The sequence below is a fragment of the Pseudoalteromonas sp. UG3-2 genome (genome assembly GCF_037120705.1).
GTDB lineage: Bacteria > Pseudomonadota > Gammaproteobacteria > Enterobacterales > Alteromonadaceae > Pseudoalteromonas.
The window spans coordinates 1,687,145-1,702,888 of the sequence record NZ_JAWLJU010000002.1 but is presented as its reverse complement, the minus strand read 5'-3'; the positions used below and the strand labels follow the sequence as shown (position 1 = coordinate 1,702,888).

Genomic DNA, 15,744 nt, shown 5'->3' with positions numbered 1-15,744 from the left:
TGTTCATCGCCTTTTCACCCTATAATGGCGTTATAAAATAAATAATGCGTAGCTAAAATGGCTGCGGCAATGGAATTGGTCTGCGTTTATGTTAAAAATAAAATACTTAGTGGCGTGTGGCGCGGTAGCCACAAGCCTACCAGCCCTTGCACAAAGTGAAGTAGGCGAACATAGCTCTTTTGCTGGCTTTACCGGTGTGTTTAATACGCCTAACGCTGCCACCTTGCAGCGTGGTATGGCCGATATTGGTTATAACAATCAACTTGATTTACGCGGCGAAAAATACCTTGATGGCCACAACTATATTTTTTCTGCAGGCTTATATCCGGGGTTAGAAGTAAGTGGCATGATTGCCTCAAGCACTATGCACGACAACCTCTTTACCCGTGCAGCAAAAGAACAACAACAAACTCGCGACCTTTCTTTTAATCTTAAATACCAATTGCCTTTTATACCCACAGATTGGGTAACCGTTGCCATTGGCGCCAAAGACATTGGCGGTGCGGCAAACAACTACGAAACCTACTATGGCGTGGCCTCTAAAGAGTGGCGCAATTTTAGGTTTTCTGCTGGTATGGCCGCCAGTGACCGCAAAACCGGCATGATGGATGGCGCCTTTGGCAGTGTGGAGTGGCAAGCGTTTGACTGGTTTGCACTGCAACTAGAGCACGATGCTGAAGCCTTTAGTGCCGGCGCTAAGGTGACCATTCCTAAAGCTTGGTTGTATGATATTGGTGAGCTAACCTTAACCAGCAAGTTTTATTCTAATACCGATCACAGCGAAAAAGACACTTACTGGGGGCTTAACTTTAGGCTGCCTTTATATGAGCCTGCAAATACCTATGTGGTGAAAGCAGCACCTCAGCCTGCTAGTAAAGCACCTAAAACGTCTAAAGCGGCTAAAACAATAATTACAGCTAATGCGCCAAGTGGCAATAAGCCCACTGCAGCTGCGCCGGTTGTAACAAAATCAACGCTAGCTAGCTCACAGCCAGTTAAGCAAGTGGATGAGTCTGCAAGTTATGGCTTACCTAAAGCCCTAAACCTCAGTGCTAGAGCACTTAAACAAGCATTGATCACCGATGGCTTTGAAGCGGTAAGCGTGGGTGTTAATAGCCAAGCCCATGTGGTAGTAAGCTTTGAAAACCACGTGTTTAATCGCAACGACATAGACGCTTTAGGCCTAGTAATGGGCCGTATTACCGAGCACTTAACTCAGCCAAATGCGCAATTCACCCTGCAGCTTAAAAACCATGGTATGGCGATGTTGGCGATTTCTGGCAGCGTGAGCAACTACCAACAGTTTTTACAACAAGGCACTGCGCCAGACCTTACCATTAACCAGGGCAGCATGGCGGCGGTACCTGGTGTGGCTTGGGTGGGTGAGCTAAATGCCAATAGCCCATACTTTAAGCCAAGGCTTACGGTGTTCCCAAGCCTTGCCACCAATATTGCCACCGAGCTTGGCGTGTACGACTACTCGTTAGCAGCGAAAGCCAATGTTACAGTGCCATTATGGTATGGGGCTGGGGTATCGGTTACCGCGCAAACCGAGCTACATAAAACCGACGACTTTGAACCGGGCAAGCCATTTGCGCGTTTTGCTAAACAAGATGGCTTAACCGAGGCTACTTTCTACCAAACCTTTGACCTGCCTTATGGTTTATATAACCAAACCCATGTAGGCTTTTTTAAGAACTACAACGACTACGTTGGGTTTAAAAACACTACTGGCTGGTTAAGTAATAATGGCCGCCACAAGGTAGAGGCGAACTACGCTTACTTAGAATATGAAGACTACGACGGCTACGAGCGTGACTATGGCACTGTGTCGTATCGTTATTTATGGGCAGAAAAAGACTTAAGCCTTCATGTAACCGGCGGCGAGTTCTTTTATGGCGATAAAGGCGTAAAACTAGAAACCCGTTTTTGGTTTGGCGACAGCTACATTGGTATTTACGCCCAAGACACCAACGTACAAATTGCAGGGATCACCCTAAGTATTCCGCTAACCCCACGTAAAGACATGGCACCAACGTGGTATGGCCAAGTTAAAGGGGATGAGTCGTGGCGTTATCGTATTGGCACCCAAATAGGTGAAAGCCATAACCGCATAGCCGCGGCCCGAGCAGAAGAAGTAAGCACTCACATAAATATGGAGCGTACCTTCTTTAATCAGGGGCGCTTGTCGGGGGCTTATATTTACCAGCATTTAGATCGCTTACAAGCCGTATATGAACAATACAAAGGCAATTAATAGTAGCTTTAGGTAGTTTGGGAACAAAAATGTAACCAAATTAGCAAAACACTTATTATTTTGTAAATGGCTACCATTAAGAGGTTGTTTATTAAACACGCTGGTAGTAACCTATAAAAGAAATTAAAGGGGTTGTTTGGCAGTGCATACTATCTGTGCTAAATTTCTAAAGGCTTGGGAAATTTGCTTGCCACTGCGTAGCAGTAACTCGTAGGCCCTAATCAGGGAAGAAAGTCCCTGTATTAAATGAATTTATTAGTACGCGTGCATTGAATATGCTTAGCGTAACAATTTGTAACTGTGCATTGAGCACGTGATACTTTAAAGGAAACAAGGACTAATCATGATTGCGAACAAAAAATCTCTACTCGCATTGTCTGTCGCTTCAGCGTTAATGCTTTCTGGCTGTTTTAGCGATGATGATAACAACGTAACAGTAACTCCACCGCCACCAGAGCCTACTGATCCGGTAGTAGTAGCTCCAGAAAAACCAGAGGCTATCTCATTCTTAGTAAGCGCAGCAGTTGTTGCTAGTGACGACTATGGTTCAGGCGATGACGCAATCGAAGCTGGTGATGCGATCAATGCAACCGTTCACTTCTTTGAAAACGGCGAAGCATCTACTAACATCCTGAACGAAGACGGCGAAGCGGTTACCTCAATCGAAACTGGCGAAGAAGGCTCTTTTGCATTCCGCCTTAAAGACGACGCAGATATTGACTCTGTAACTGTTGCTGTTATGGCCGATGGCTACTTCTCTAAGTCGTTTAATGTCGACTTTAGCCTAGCTGGTGATGAAAGCGTACTAAACGTACAGCTGCCGTTGGTTTCTAAACTAGTTGACGACGTGGCTGAAGCCTCTGAAACCGTAGCTGCTGCCGATGGCACAACTACAGAGGCTGTTGCTGCTTCTGCAAACGCAGACGACACAGCTCTAGCTACTGCAACTTTAGCTGCTGGTACTACTCTTAAAGACGCTGACGGCGAAATTGTTGCTGGTGATAACTTGCAGCTAAATGTTACTGGTGCAAAAGCTGGTTCTCGTAACGCTATCTCAATCGTACCAGAAGGTCTAAACAGCGGCGACAGCCAAACTGTTAAGTCACCTGTTTCTGTTTCTGACGTTACTCTAACTCTAGGCGAGCGTAAAGTTAAGCAGTTTGAGGGCGGTACTTTAAATGTTGCTATGGCAGCACCAGAAGGTACAACTTCTGCTGATGATTTAACGGTTAGTTCTTATGACGAAGATAAGGCAACGTGGACCGACGAAGATTTTGACGTTAGCTTTACAGACGGCAAACTAACTTTTGATACAGATCACTTAACGTTCTTTGCTATTAACAAGCAGTCGGCAGTTTGTACTGATGGCATGACAATTGACGCTTCTGGCGGTGACACTACAAACGGCCCACTGTTCGTAAGCATGTTCACTAACGATTTTGCCTTCTTTGGTATGCCTTTAACAGTATTTGAACAAGGTTTACCAGCAGGTTTGATTTCACGTTTTGGTGTATCAGATAGCGCAGAAGCTCGTGTATTTGTAACCGACGTTGAAGGTTCAGTTTGGTTTGACTCAAGCACAGTTGACTCTGCAAATACACTTGGTGAAATTGGCGTATGTGGTTCAATCGATACACCTTTAACAGCACCTTACACGTCAATCGACAAAACGCTTGAACTAACAGGTGTTTGTGCAGCAGACAACGATGTTGAAGTAGACGTAACTGCTTCTAAAATTAAGTTTAAGCGCACAGGTACACGTAAAGCTGCTCGCAACAAGCTGGCTGAGAGCGATGGTACTTTCCTAATGGACAACATCCGTGATGGTTCAGATTACACAGTTACCGTTAATTTCCGTGGCCTGCAACTTGCAGACGGTCAGTCTAACGTTATCGAGCTAACTGACGTAGACAGTGAAACTTACAGCCAACAATTCCAGTTCCAGTGTGACACTACAACTGGTTCAACTGGTACTACAGGCGGCAGCTAATAAGTAATTAGCCATAAACCATCGAGTATACAAAAATGCCGGCATCCGCCGGCATTTTTTTGTTCAATTTATACCTAGCTAAACATATCCCCACAACCCCACAACCCCACAACCCCACAACCCCACAACCCTTTCCCGCCTGCTACAATCGCAAGCTGCACATCACACCAATATTTTTACAGCCACGAGCTCCTGGTATAAAGCCGGCCCCACATAAAAGGGGGGAGGCGCGATTTTACATCGCGATTGTGTTTATGGTTATGTGTTGTGGTCACGAGGTCGCGGAATGAATCCGCTGCTACGAGCCCGGAGAGGTTATTGATTTCGGTGCTCTAAACACATGCACAATCTCGTAGCAGCGATTTCATATCGCGATTGTTTTTATGATTATGTGTTGTGGTCACGCGGTCGCGGAATAAATCCGCGGCTACGGGTCCGGTGTGGTCATTGATTTAGGTGCTCTAAACACATGCACAATCTCGTAGCAGCGATTTTATATCGCGATTGTCTTTATGGTTTTATATCGCGCAAGGAGGTCCCGGCGTAAAGCCGGTCCCACACAGAAAGGGTGTAGGCGCGATTTTATATCGCGCTAAAAGATCCCGACGTAAAGCCGGTCCCACAAAACTCGTCACCCTGAACTTGATTCAGGGTCCATCTGAAAGGGCAGTGACAAGGTAACCATAGACTCCGGATCAAGTCCGGAGCGACGAGCTATGGTAGCAGCGATTTCACATCGCGATTGTTTTCATGGTTTCACATCGCGATTGTTTACATGGATTCCGGATCAAGCCCGGAATGACGGCCTGGTGTAGGCGCGATTTTATATCGCGCAAAGAGATCCCGGCATAAAGCCGGTCCCACAAAACTCGTCACCCTGAACCACACCGTCACCCTGAACTTGATTCAGGGTCCATTGGGTCCGCGGAATAAATCCGCTGCTACGAGCTCGGAGAGGTTATTGATTTAGGTGCTCTAAACATATGCACAATCTCGTAGCAGCGATTTTATATCGCGATTGTTTTACTGGGCTACGGATCAAATCCGGATCGACGAGCTATGGTAGGCGCGATTTCATATCGCGATTGTTTTTATGGTTATGTGTTGTGGTCACGCGGTCGCGGAATAAATCCGCTGCTACGGGCCCGGTGTGGTCATTGATTTAGGTGCTCTAAACATATGCACAATCTCGTAGCAGCGATTTTATATCGCGATTGCTTTTATGGTTATGTGATGTGGTCATTAGGTCGCGGAATGAATCCGCTGCTACGGGCCCGGTGTGGTTATTAATTTCGATGTTCTAAACACATGCACAGTGTCGTAGCAGCGATTTTATATCGCGATTGTTTTTATGGTTTTATATCGCGATTATTACCATGATTTTACATCGCGTTTTTCTTTATGGTTATGCGCTGTGGACACGAGGTCGCGGAATGAATCCGCTGCTACGAGGGTGGTGGTGTTATGGTTGGTGCTTTCGATACATGCACGATGACGTAGCAGCGATTTCACATCGCGATTGTTTTTATGGTTTTATATCGCAATGATTTACATAGATTCCGGATCAAGTCCGGAATGACGGCCTGGTGTAGGCGCGATTTTACATCTCGACTATTTTTATAATGTACACCTAGCCTTGAGGAATAAACTCACGCTCATAACATTATTGTTATGATGCAATTGCTTCCAGAGAATGTAAAAAAACGCTAAACTTAACTTTTATGAATCGATATAAGACATTAATTTTTGTATGAAAACTCATTTAGGACGCAGGGCATTTACAGCCATGGAGCTTCATACTCTATTTAATGGTTATATTTACGGCGATGAAAAGCTTAAGCGAGAACAGCCCAAACATTGGCACTTTTGGCTGCCGCTGTTGTGTTACTACACCGGCGCTTATAGCGATGAGGTGGGGTCGCTTACCCTAGATGATATCCATCATAAAGAACATGTGCACTTATTTCACTTTCAAACACACGGAAAAATCCAACCACGTTACGTGCCAATCCATCCGGCTTTGTGGCAGGCAGGCTTAGAGCCTTATTTGGCAATGATAAAACAGCAAGGGCAGCAGCGTTTAATGTTCGATTTGCCCGCGAAAACCGGCCGCTACAGTGAAAAAGTGAGAATATGGTTCTCTGGAGAAGGAGAACGGCAGGGGTATTTACAAAAAACAGGTTTGCCAAATATTGATCAACAAGGGTTAAAAACCGCAATTAGCAGTTTGCGCCTTAATTTTGAACAGCAGGTTCGGATCTCAGCAATACAGCATGGAAGCAAAGCTAGCTTTATGTATTTAATGGGCCTTAAACAGGAAGGATATGAAGTACCACAGCCTCCGCACGGTCTGTTAAAGCAGATTATCTCGCCTATTCGTGTGGTCAACCCAAATGCCACGTGGCAGCGTTTTATGGCAAGGCATTAATGTAGTAATGCGTTACTACCTCATGGCGACTTTTATTATTTATAATTCCTCAAGTAAGTTAAACACGTAACTCTAAGCATTGATGCCAAGTTATTTACTTTACCGTGGCGCTCAATTACTTCTTGATAAAGCGTTGAAATAAATTCTGCAACACTTAATTGCTCAGAATCGGCGATGGTTTCGAGAGTTTGCCATATTTCATTTTCGAGTGCCAAGCTAGTCACTGCTCCTTGAATGCGTATAGAGCGTTTATTGATGTCATAACGACTAGGCTCGGTAGATGAGTAGAGTTCACACATAAAGTCTCCAGAGGAAATAATGGCTAAAATGATCCATAGTATGATCCGCGTGAAAGACGCCGATCGCTCTATTCAATTCTATCACGATGTGTTTGCTCTTAGAGTAAAAAGGCGCGTCGACTTCAATGATTTCTCGCTCATTTATTTAGCTAATGATGAGACCAGCTTTGAGCTTGAGCTCACTTGGAACCACAAGGGCGATCAAACATACGATCTTGGCAACGGCTACGGCCATCTGGCGTTTGCCGCCGACGACCTTAAACCGTTACATCAGCAAGCCGCAGAGCTTGGTTACCAGCCCCGAGAGATAAAGTCTTTTTATAACGGTGATGAGCTAGTGGCTAAGTTCTTTTTTATCCAAGATCCTGACGGGTATGAAATTGAAGTGATCGAACGTTCCGCCGTATATGGTTGATATTTTGGTATGACCTCAGCATATTTAATTTGAGGTCGCGGAATAAATCCGCGGCTACGGGTTTGGTGTGGTTATTGATTCCGATGCTCTAAACATATGCACAATCTCGTAGCAGCGATTTTATATCGCGATTGTCTTTATGGTTATGTGTTGTGGTCACGAGGTCGCGGAATAAATCCGCTGCTACGGGGTTGGAGGTGTTGTTGGGCTAGGAGTTTGAAACGCGCACACCATGTCGTAGCAGCGATTTTATATCGCGATTGTTTTTATGGTTTTACATCGCGCAAGGAGATCCCGGCGTAAAGCCGGTCCCACACAGAAAGGGGGTAGGCGCGATTTCACATCGCGATTGTGTTTATGGTTATGTGTTGTGGTCACGAGGTCGCGGAATGAATCCGCTGCTACGGGCCCAGAGATGTTATTGATTTCGGTGTTCTAAACAAATGCACAATGTCGTAGCAGCGATTTTATATCGCGATTGTTTTTATGGTTTTACATCGCGCAAGGAGATCCCGGCATAAAGGCGGTCCCACACAGAAAGGGGGTAGGCGCGATTTCACATCGCGATTGTGTTTATGGTTATGTGTTGTGGTCACGAGGTCGCGGAATAAATCCGCTGCTACGGGGCCCGGAGAGGTTATTGATTTCGGTGTTCTAAACAAATGCACAATGTCGTAGCAGCGATTTTATATCGCGATTGTTTTTATGGTTTTACATCGCGCAAGGAGATCCCGGCGTAAAGCCGGTCCCACACAGAAAGGGGGTAGGCGCGATTTCACACCGCGATTGTCTTTATGGTTATGTGTTGTGGTCACGAGGTCGCGGAATGAATCCGCTGCTACGGGTTTGGTGTGGTTATTGATCCCGATGCTCTAAACATATGCACAATCTCGTAGCAGCGATTTTATATCGCGATTGTCTTTATGGTTATGTGTTGTGGTCACGAGGTCGCGGAATGAATCCGCTGCTACGGGGTTGGAGAGGTTATTGATTTCGATGCTCTAAACATATGCACAATGTCGTAGCAGCGATTTTATATCGCGATTGTGTTTATGGTTATGTGTTGTGGTCACGAGGTCGCGGAATGAATCCGCTGCTACGGGCCCAGAGATGTTATTGATTTCGGTGTTCTAAACAAATGCACAATCTCGTAGCAGCGATTTTATATCGCGATTGTGTTTATGGTTATGTGTTGTGGTCACGAGGTCGCGGAATAAATCCGCTGCTACGGGGTTGGAGAGGTTATTGATTTCGATGCTCTAAACATATGCACAATCTCGTAGCAGCGATTTTATATCGAGATTGTCTTTTATGATTTTATATCGCGATGTGGAAATCAGGCACATCGCGATTGGGTTGGGTTTACGAGGCTACGCTGAGTTGTTGAAAGCGCTTTAAGAACTGGCTAAATTCTTCGCCCAATTGTTCATCCCTTGCGGCATATTCTACAATGGCTTTTAGGTAGCCTAATTTATCGCCACAGTCGTGCGATACACCGCTCATGTGGAACGCTTCAACAGTTTCTTTTTCCATTAGCATGTCAATGGCGTCGGTAAGTTGTATTTCGCCGCCGGCACCAATAGGGGTTTTTTGCAATAGCGCCCAAATGTTTTTTGACAGCACATAACGGCCTACCACGGCTAAGTTTGAAGGAGCGTCTTCAACCGCTGGTTTTTCTACCATTGATTTAATCGCGCTGCTCTCACCGGGTTTTAGGGTTACGCCGTTTATATCGGCAATGCCATACTTACAAACATCTTGAGTGGGCACCGGCTCTAGCATAATTTGGCTGGCCTGGGTCTGCTCAAAACGCTTAAGCATAGCGGCAAGGTTTTCGCTGCTTTGGTCGGCAGTATATTGATCTAAAATAACATCCGGCAATACCACTACAAAGTCGTCATCTCCAACAATGGGTTTGGCACATAACACCGCATGACCTAAGCCCTTTGCCTCACCTTGGCGAACATGCATAATAGTGACATCGTCAGGACAAATAGAGCGCACTTCATCAAGCAGCTTACGCTTTACTCGTTTTTCTAATGTGGCTTCTAATTCAAAGCTGGTATCAAAGTGGTTTTCAATGGCATTTTTCGACGAGTGTGTAACCAGCACAATTTCCTTAATACCGGCGGCAACGCATTCATTAACAATATATTGAATAAGTGGTTTATCTACCAATGGCAGCATCTCTTTCGGGATGGCTTTGGTCATGGGTAACATACGTGTGCCTAGGCCGGCAACTGGAATAACTGCTTTCATAAAAAGTCCATATTGTAGTGGATTTCCAAAATTATTTTGCTATTTTAGCGCTTCAACCATGAGTTGCAACCATAGGTTAGGTGGCTATTATTACCTCTGTGCCGGGCAATTGCGCTTGGTATTGCTGTTTTAACGCTTGCTTAGCATTGGTATCACCATGTACTAATTTGATTTGTTTTGGTTTTTTCTTCATACCAGTGACAAACCTCAGCAACCCTTTTTGATCGGCATGGGCAGAATAACCGCTAATAGTGTGTATTTGCGCTTTTATATTTATGCGCTGGTGGTCAATATAAACATAACCTCCCTTAGGGCCATAAGTTTGTATGTCGCGGCCTAGGGTACCTTGGCTTTGGTAGCCAACAAAAATCACATCGGCGGTGGGGTCAGCTAAAAAGGCTTCTAAATAGTTTACGATGCGACCACCGCTACACATGCCGCTGGCAGCAATAACAATGGCGGGCTTATTGCGATTACGAAGGTAGTTCACAGTGGCCATATGAGTGCTGTGAGAGTCGATGGCATAAACACTGGAAAAGTCGAGGGGGTGGCGTCCTTGCGCGACCTTCTTTTTCGCTTCATTATCCCACAGGGCTTTAAAGTCAATATAAAACTCAGTGAAGTTGGCGGCCATGGGAGAGTCGACAATGATTTCAATTTCTCGCCACATTGAATGCTTAGGGGCATTGTGAATAATTTGCTCAAGCTCATACAGTAGCTCTTGCGTTCTGCCAATACTAAAAGCGGGGATTAATACCACGCCGTTGTCGGCGGTGGCTTTTTCTATTACGCGTTTTAAAGTTTTTGCTCTGTGTGCCCGGCCCTCGTGGTTTTTATCTCCGTAGGTTGATTCGATTACTAAGATATCGGCACGATAGGGGGCTTTGGGCGAGGGCAAAAGGGGCGTGTAAGGTGCGCCTAAATCACCTGAAAAAACCACTCTGTGATTATTGTTCTTTTTGCCGATTTCAACTTCTACATAAGCAGAGCCAAGAATATGCCCAGCTCTTTGCAGCCTCGCTTTTACCGGTTTACTTGCGTTGTTAACTGGGAGTTCAAACCAGGTTTTAAAATCAATTGGTTTTATAAGTATTTTGAGTAGTTTTAAGCAAGTATCGATCAGCTGCTGATCGCGCGTTACGCCAACCTTTAATGCGTCTTCGATGACCATAGGCAGTAACTTAGCCGTGGCCTCGGAGCAGTAAATAGGTTGTTTAAAGCCCTCGGCAAGTAAATAGGGAATGCGTCCCACATGATCAATATGACAATGAGTAACGATTAAGGCAACGACCTTGCTAATATCAAACTCAATGGCTAAGTCAGTGTCTGACTCCGAGCCTTGAAATAAGCCGCAATCAATTAGCACACTGTGGTTATTATCCAGCCGTAACTCATGGCACGAGCCCGTTACTCCAGAGGTGGCCCCGTGATGTAAAATATCAATATCCATTGTTCATCCTTGTTGAGTATTTGCCCAATTGTGGAAGCTAATGGGGAATTTTGCAACCGCTACGGGGGCTCGGTGTTGAGAACATATGCACAATCTCGTAGCAGCGATTTTATATCGCGATTATTTTCATGATTTCATATCGCGATTGTTTTTATGGTTATGTGTTGTGGTCAGGAGATCGCGGAATAAATCCGCTGCTACGAGCCCGGAGAGGTTATTGATTTCGGTGCTCTAAACACATGCACAATCTCGTAGCAGCGATTTCATATCGCGATTGTTTTTATGGTTATGTGTTGTGGTCAGGAGGTCGCGGAATAAATCCGCTGCTATGGGGTTGGAGGTGTTGTTGGGCTAGGAGTTTGAAACGCGTGCACCATGTCGTAGCAGCGATTTTATATCGCGATTGTTTTCATGATTTCATATCGTGGTGGTTTTTAGATTATGTGGCTATGGTCAGGAGGTCGCGGAATAAGTCCGCTGCTACGGGGTTGGAGTGGTTATTGATTTTGGAGCTCTAAACATATGCACGATGTCGTAGCAGCGATTTTATATCGCGATTGTTTTTATGATTTTATATCGCGATTGTTTTTATGATTTTATATTGCAATGAATTTCAGGTTTATCAGACCCATATACAATACCAATATGGATAATTACCTACCTTGGTTATCAGCTCAGCTCTAATTGGGTTTCTGATAATGTACCTGGCTTGCTCTCGCAATTCGCTTTCATCTCTAATTTGTCGTTCGTAATAACCTTTTTGCCAAATATTGAAGAGGCTGAATTCTCTCAAGCAGGATGCAACTCGGCCTTTAGTCGCTTTGACACTGTCTGGCAAATCTAAGGTGCCGTTTAATTGAATTATAAGGTGAATGTGATCAGGCATAATTACAAATGCAATCAGTTTAAATAACCCCTCTTTGTTACACTGAAAAATAGTTTGGCACGAGATTGAGCATAGCTTAAATGAGGTAAATACCTTCTTTCGTTTGCGGCAATTGATTGTGATGGCATAAAAGTGGTTTCGCGCAGAGTGGCGATATTTGCGCAGGTTTTGGCATCTAAACATGTTAAATCCTTATAACGATGATTGGCCTATAGAGTATCGTCATTGCTGGTTACTTTTGCAAAGGTCGCGGAATAAATCCGCTGCTACGAGCCCGGAGAGGTTATTGATTTCGGTGCATCTAAACACATGCACAATCTCGTAGCAGCGATTTTATATCGCGATTGTTTTCATGATTTTATATTGCGATTGTCTTTATGGTTATGTGTTGTGGTCACGAGGTCGCGAAATAAATCCGCTGCTACGGGGTTGGAGGTGTTGTTGGGCTAGGAGTTTGAAACGCGCGCACCATGTCGTAGCAGCGATTTTATATAGCGATTGTTTTTAAGATTTTATATAGCGATTGTTTTCATGATTTTATATTGCGATTGTCTTTATGGTTATGTGTTGTGGTCACGAGGTCGCGGAATAAATCCGCTGCTACGGGGTTGGAGGTGTCGTTGCGCTCGGTTTCGTTGCGGAATTTATTTGCTACGACCAACAAAAAAGCCCCTTGCGGGGCTTGGGGTGTGGTATTGGGGGAAACTTACTCGAAGTTAACGGTCACTTCGTTAGAGCAGATGTCGCCGCTTTGGCATACTTGGTAGGTCATGCTGGTGGCGTTCACGTCCCGTGCGAAGTCGCGGTATTTGCCGCTGTTGTTCACGGTATCTAGGGCGCGGCCATCGCGGTAGATGGTGACTTCATCGGCGCTGCTGCCTTGCCATGCTAGCTCTACGCGGATAAAGCCTAAGCGTGATTTGTTGGCGCGCACCACATCAAGCTCAATGTTGTCACTGCTAACCACCACGGTTTGGCTGGTGGTGTCAGTGTTACCTTCGCTATCGGTTACGGTGAGTGACACGCTGTATTCGCCGCCTGCGGCAAATTGGTGCATAGGGTTGGTGTCGGTGCTGATGCTGCCATCACCAAAGTCCCACTCCCAGCTGACGATGTCGTCATTGGCGTCACGGCTGTCGTCAGTAAAGTTAACGTTTAAGCCATCTGCGCTGTAGCTAAAGCCTGCTTGCGGTGGTTGTGGTAATACTTCACCCAGGCCAGTTAGATTGAGCGTCCAGCTGTTTAGTGTACCAGTGTCGATGCCGGCGTTATCAGACACCGTTAGGGTCCAATCGCCCGTTGCCACTTCGCCGTTAAACGCCGCTGAGTTAAAGGTTTGATTCAAGTTGTCATCGCCGCCACCTTGACGATTGTGCAGTGTTGCTACTGTGCCTGCCGGTGAGGTTAGTGTTATGAGCAAGTCGCCGATGTAAGTGTGGGTGATATCAACTAGGGTATTGCTATCAAACACTGTTACGCTATCGGCCACGGTAATGGTGGAAGTGATACCAGTGGCATCGTTGTCTGGGATCTCAACCGGAGTAGTGTTTTGGTAGCTGAACTCGTTCAGTCCTTGTGGCAATACATACAGCGATACCGTTTCTTGGTCGCTTAGCTCACCTGATGTGGTATCTAGGGTAAAGCTGTAATCGCCCCATTGTGTTTCTGCCGTTGTAGGCACAGTTAATGTTACTGTGTCACCCGGCATCGCCACTTCTGCCGACAGCGTAGCGCCAGCAATTGGTGATGTTAGGCTAAGGTCAATGCTGCCTTGCCAATCGGCCACTGAGCTAAAGCTAAACTCGTACGTTGCGGTATCGCCTGCGGTGATCTCTTGATCACCAGGGCGTGCCGACACTCTAAAGCCAGGCTCCGGATCGGCATCGATCACCGCCTGATTCACATTTAGGCGTTTACCAGAGACGGTTTTGTCGGCTAAATCGGCGTTATCGTCACCGCTTTGCATCAGTAGGTTTTTCAGTTCAATGGCGGAAAGTGTTGGATTGATAGACAGCACCAAGGCTGCAGCACCAGCCACATGCGGTGTCGCCATCGATGTTCCTGAGTAGCTGGAATAGCCGCCACCTGGTACCGTGGATAAAATATCGCTACCTGGTGCGCCCATGTCCACAGACGTTACACCCCATTGCGAGAAAGAAGACATGGCATCGGTATGGGTAGTGCTGGCAATGGCCAGAACGCTGTCTTGCTCGTAGCTTGATGGGTAATGTGGATTTTGGTCGTTATCAACCGCACTGTTACCGGCCGCTGCAACAAACAAAATATCGGCGTTTTCACTGGCCGTAATGGCATCAGACAGCGCTTGACTAAAGCCGCCGCCACCCCAGCTGTTATTGGTTACGCGCACATTATGGCCTGCGTCTTTCAGCGCCACCATGTAGTCAATACATTCAATGGCATCTGAGGTTGACCCCGAGCCTGAAGCACTTAAGAACTTACAGCCCACGATCGACACTTCGTGGTTAACCCCAGCCACGCCCAGAGCATCGTTACCCGTTGCGCCAATGGTGCCCGATACGTGCGTACCATGGCCTTGGTCGTCCATTGGGTCGCCCGTACCTGTGATGGCATTAATACCATAGACATCATCAATGTAGCCATTGTCGTCGTTATCGATGCCATCGCCGGCAATTTCACCTGGGTTTTGCCATGCATTGGCGGCCAGGTCTGGGTGAGTATAGTCGACCCCAGTATCAATCACGCCGACAATCACATCACGAGAGCCCACGGTAATATCCCACGCTTCGGGGGCGTCAATATCGGCATCTGCCGTACCGCCAGTTTGTCCAGAGTTGTTTAAGCCCCATAGCTCATCAAAACGGCTATCGTCAGGAATGCCCAGTGCTTGAACTTGATAATCGGGCTCAACGTATTCAACGGCAGGGTGCTTGGCCAGCTTAGCAATGGCTTCTTTGGCGTTGTTATTATTGAGCTTAAAGTTGGCCAATCGGCCTTTTAATACATGGCGGTATTTGTCATCGATGCCATCGGCATTATGGTCTGCCATGGTGGCCTTTACTAGGTTGCGAGCGTTGGCACGCAGGGCTGCTGAAGTGTTTTCTTTAAATACCACTAAGATGCTGTCATCTGCGATGGTTTTGGTGGTTTCAATTTGTACTGCCGCTTGTGCTGATAAGGTTAGAGCTGGCAGTAGCGCCAAGCTTAATTTCGAAAGTTTTGATTTCATTGTTATTCCTATTCACTTTTTGTGACTAACGGCTTGGTTAGCCAAGTCTTGAATTAACGCTCTGGTATGAATGGTGGTTTTGGTTGGCAACGTTTAAAAACCTAGTCTCTGTTTTTGGGATATGCAATGTAAAAAAATAGTTAAAACATAAAATCCCTCTTTTTTGTGGTTTTGGCTAAATAAAATGCGCTTAAATTGGTGCTTTTTTATGGCAGTGATTGCGTGCTGGTTGATGCATGTTTGCTCATGCTTTTTTGGCAGTGAAGCTTTTTTATTTACTGGTTTTCTTTTTTGTTACTTTATTTATATGAAATTTAATGGGTTTTTATTTCATAAAAACTGCTAATTTATCTTCGCCTGTTCCCAATTTAGAGTGGTTGAAGGCGTATCGTTATAACTTAGTTCGTTTGTGCATATTGGCAGCGGATAGAGAAAATAACAGTAAGCGAATACGCCAAATGTAAACTTCTGGTAACCATTTGGATGGTGAGTAATTCAATGCCAGCCAGCGAGGCTGGCATACATTAAGTATAAATTTGTGTGCAGTGGAGT

Annotated in this window: 9 protein-coding genes; 4 read left to right on the top strand and 5 right to left on the bottom strand. The window is 45.7% G+C overall.

The features are described 5' to 3' along the window. The first annotated feature begins 88 nt into the window (after nt 1-88). From R3P39_RS10865 to R3P39_RS10855, 3 genes are all read left to right on the top strand, one after another. Nucleotides 89-2,257 carry a YjbH domain-containing protein gene (locus R3P39_RS10865; RefSeq protein ID WP_336567473.1) on the top strand — a complete coding sequence of 723 codons (2,169 nt, stop codon included), beginning with the start codon at nt 89-91 and terminating at the stop codon, nt 2,255-2,257. Nucleotides 2,258-2,600: 343 nt separating this feature from the next. After that, nucleotides 2,601-4,247: a hypothetical protein gene (locus R3P39_RS10860; RefSeq protein WP_336567471.1), complete on the top strand. Its 1,647-nt coding sequence runs from the start codon at nt 2,601-2,603 to the stop codon at nt 4,245-4,247. Between the two features lie 1,750 nt (nt 4,248-5,997). Continuing rightward, the gene (locus R3P39_RS10855) at nt 5,998-6,675 is read left to right on the top strand and encodes a hypothetical protein (RefSeq protein WP_336567470.1); all 678 of its coding nucleotides are present in this window, start codon (nt 5,998-6,000) and stop codon (nt 6,673-6,675) included. Between the two features lie 35 nt (nt 6,676-6,710). On the opposite strand, the gene R3P39_RS10850 is transcribed toward R3P39_RS10855, so the two are convergent. Further along, on the bottom strand, nt 6,711-6,974 hold the full coding sequence (locus R3P39_RS10850) for a ribbon-helix-helix domain-containing protein (protein ID WP_336567469.1): 264 nt from the start codon (nt 6,972-6,974) through the stop codon (nt 6,711-6,713). A gap of 19 nt (nt 6,975-6,993) precedes the next feature. Here R3P39_RS10850 and R3P39_RS10845 point away from each other — a divergent pair, with 19 nt between their 5' ends. After that, nucleotides 6,994-7,389 (top strand): VOC family protein, encoded by a 396-nt coding sequence (locus R3P39_RS10845; protein WP_336567468.1) that lies wholly within the window; start codon nt 6,994-6,996, stop codon nt 7,387-7,389. Nucleotides 7,390-8,751: 1,362 nt separating this feature from the next. On the opposite strand, the gene galU is transcribed toward R3P39_RS10845, so the two are convergent. The 4 genes from galU to R3P39_RS10825 form a co-directional block, all read right to left on the bottom strand. Beyond that, nucleotides 8,752-9,648, bottom strand: a complete 897-nt coding sequence (gene galU / locus R3P39_RS10840; RefSeq protein WP_336567466.1) for a UTP--glucose-1-phosphate uridylyltransferase GalU — start codon at nt 9,646-9,648, stop codon at nt 8,752-8,754. Nucleotides 9,649-9,724: 76 nt separating this feature from the next. Beyond that, nucleotides 9,725-11,092 (bottom strand): MBL fold metallo-hydrolase, encoded by a 1,368-nt coding sequence (locus R3P39_RS10835; protein WP_336569293.1) that lies wholly within the window; start codon nt 11,090-11,092, stop codon nt 9,725-9,727. Between the two features lie 628 nt (nt 11,093-11,720). Next, nucleotides 11,721-12,167, bottom strand: a complete 447-nt coding sequence (locus R3P39_RS10830; protein WP_336567465.1) for an REP-associated tyrosine transposase — start codon at nt 12,165-12,167, stop codon at nt 11,721-11,723. A 523-nt stretch (nt 12,168-12,690) separates the two neighbouring features. Beyond that, nucleotides 12,691-15,192 (bottom strand): S8 family serine peptidase, encoded by a 2,502-nt coding sequence (locus R3P39_RS10825; protein ID WP_336567464.1) that lies wholly within the window; start codon nt 15,190-15,192, stop codon nt 12,691-12,693. Nucleotides 15,193-15,744 lie beyond the last annotated feature (552 nt).

What these genes read in the sequence shown, in the direction of transcription:
- R3P39_RS10865 (WP_336567473.1), top strand. Translation starts at nt 89, where the DNA reads ATGTTAAAAATAAAATACTTAGTGGCGTGTGGCGCGGTAGCCACAAGC.
- R3P39_RS10860 (WP_336567471.1), top strand. Translation starts at nt 2,601, where the DNA reads ATGATTGCGAACAAAAAATCTCTACTCGCATTGTCTGTCGCTTCAGCG.
- R3P39_RS10855 (WP_336567470.1), top strand. Translation starts at nt 5,998, where the DNA reads ATGAAAACTCATTTAGGACGCAGGGCATTTACAGCCATGGAGCTTCAT.
- R3P39_RS10850 (WP_336567469.1), bottom strand. Translation starts at nt 6,974, where the DNA reads ATGTGTGAACTCTACTCATCTACCGAGCCTAGTCGTTATGACATCAAT.
- R3P39_RS10845 (WP_336567468.1), top strand. Translation starts at nt 6,994, where the DNA reads ATGGCTAAAATGATCCATAGTATGATCCGCGTGAAAGACGCCGATCGC.
- galU (WP_336567466.1), bottom strand. Translation starts at nt 9,648, where the DNA reads ATGAAAGCAGTTATTCCAGTTGCCGGCCTAGGCACACGTATGTTACCC.
- R3P39_RS10830 (WP_336567465.1), bottom strand. Translation starts at nt 12,167, where the DNA reads ATGTTTAGATGCCAAAACCTGCGCAAATATCGCCACTCTGCGCGAAAC.
- R3P39_RS10825 (WP_336567464.1), bottom strand. Translation starts at nt 15,192, where the DNA reads ATGAAATCAAAACTTTCGAAATTAAGCTTGGCGCTACTGCCAGCTCTA.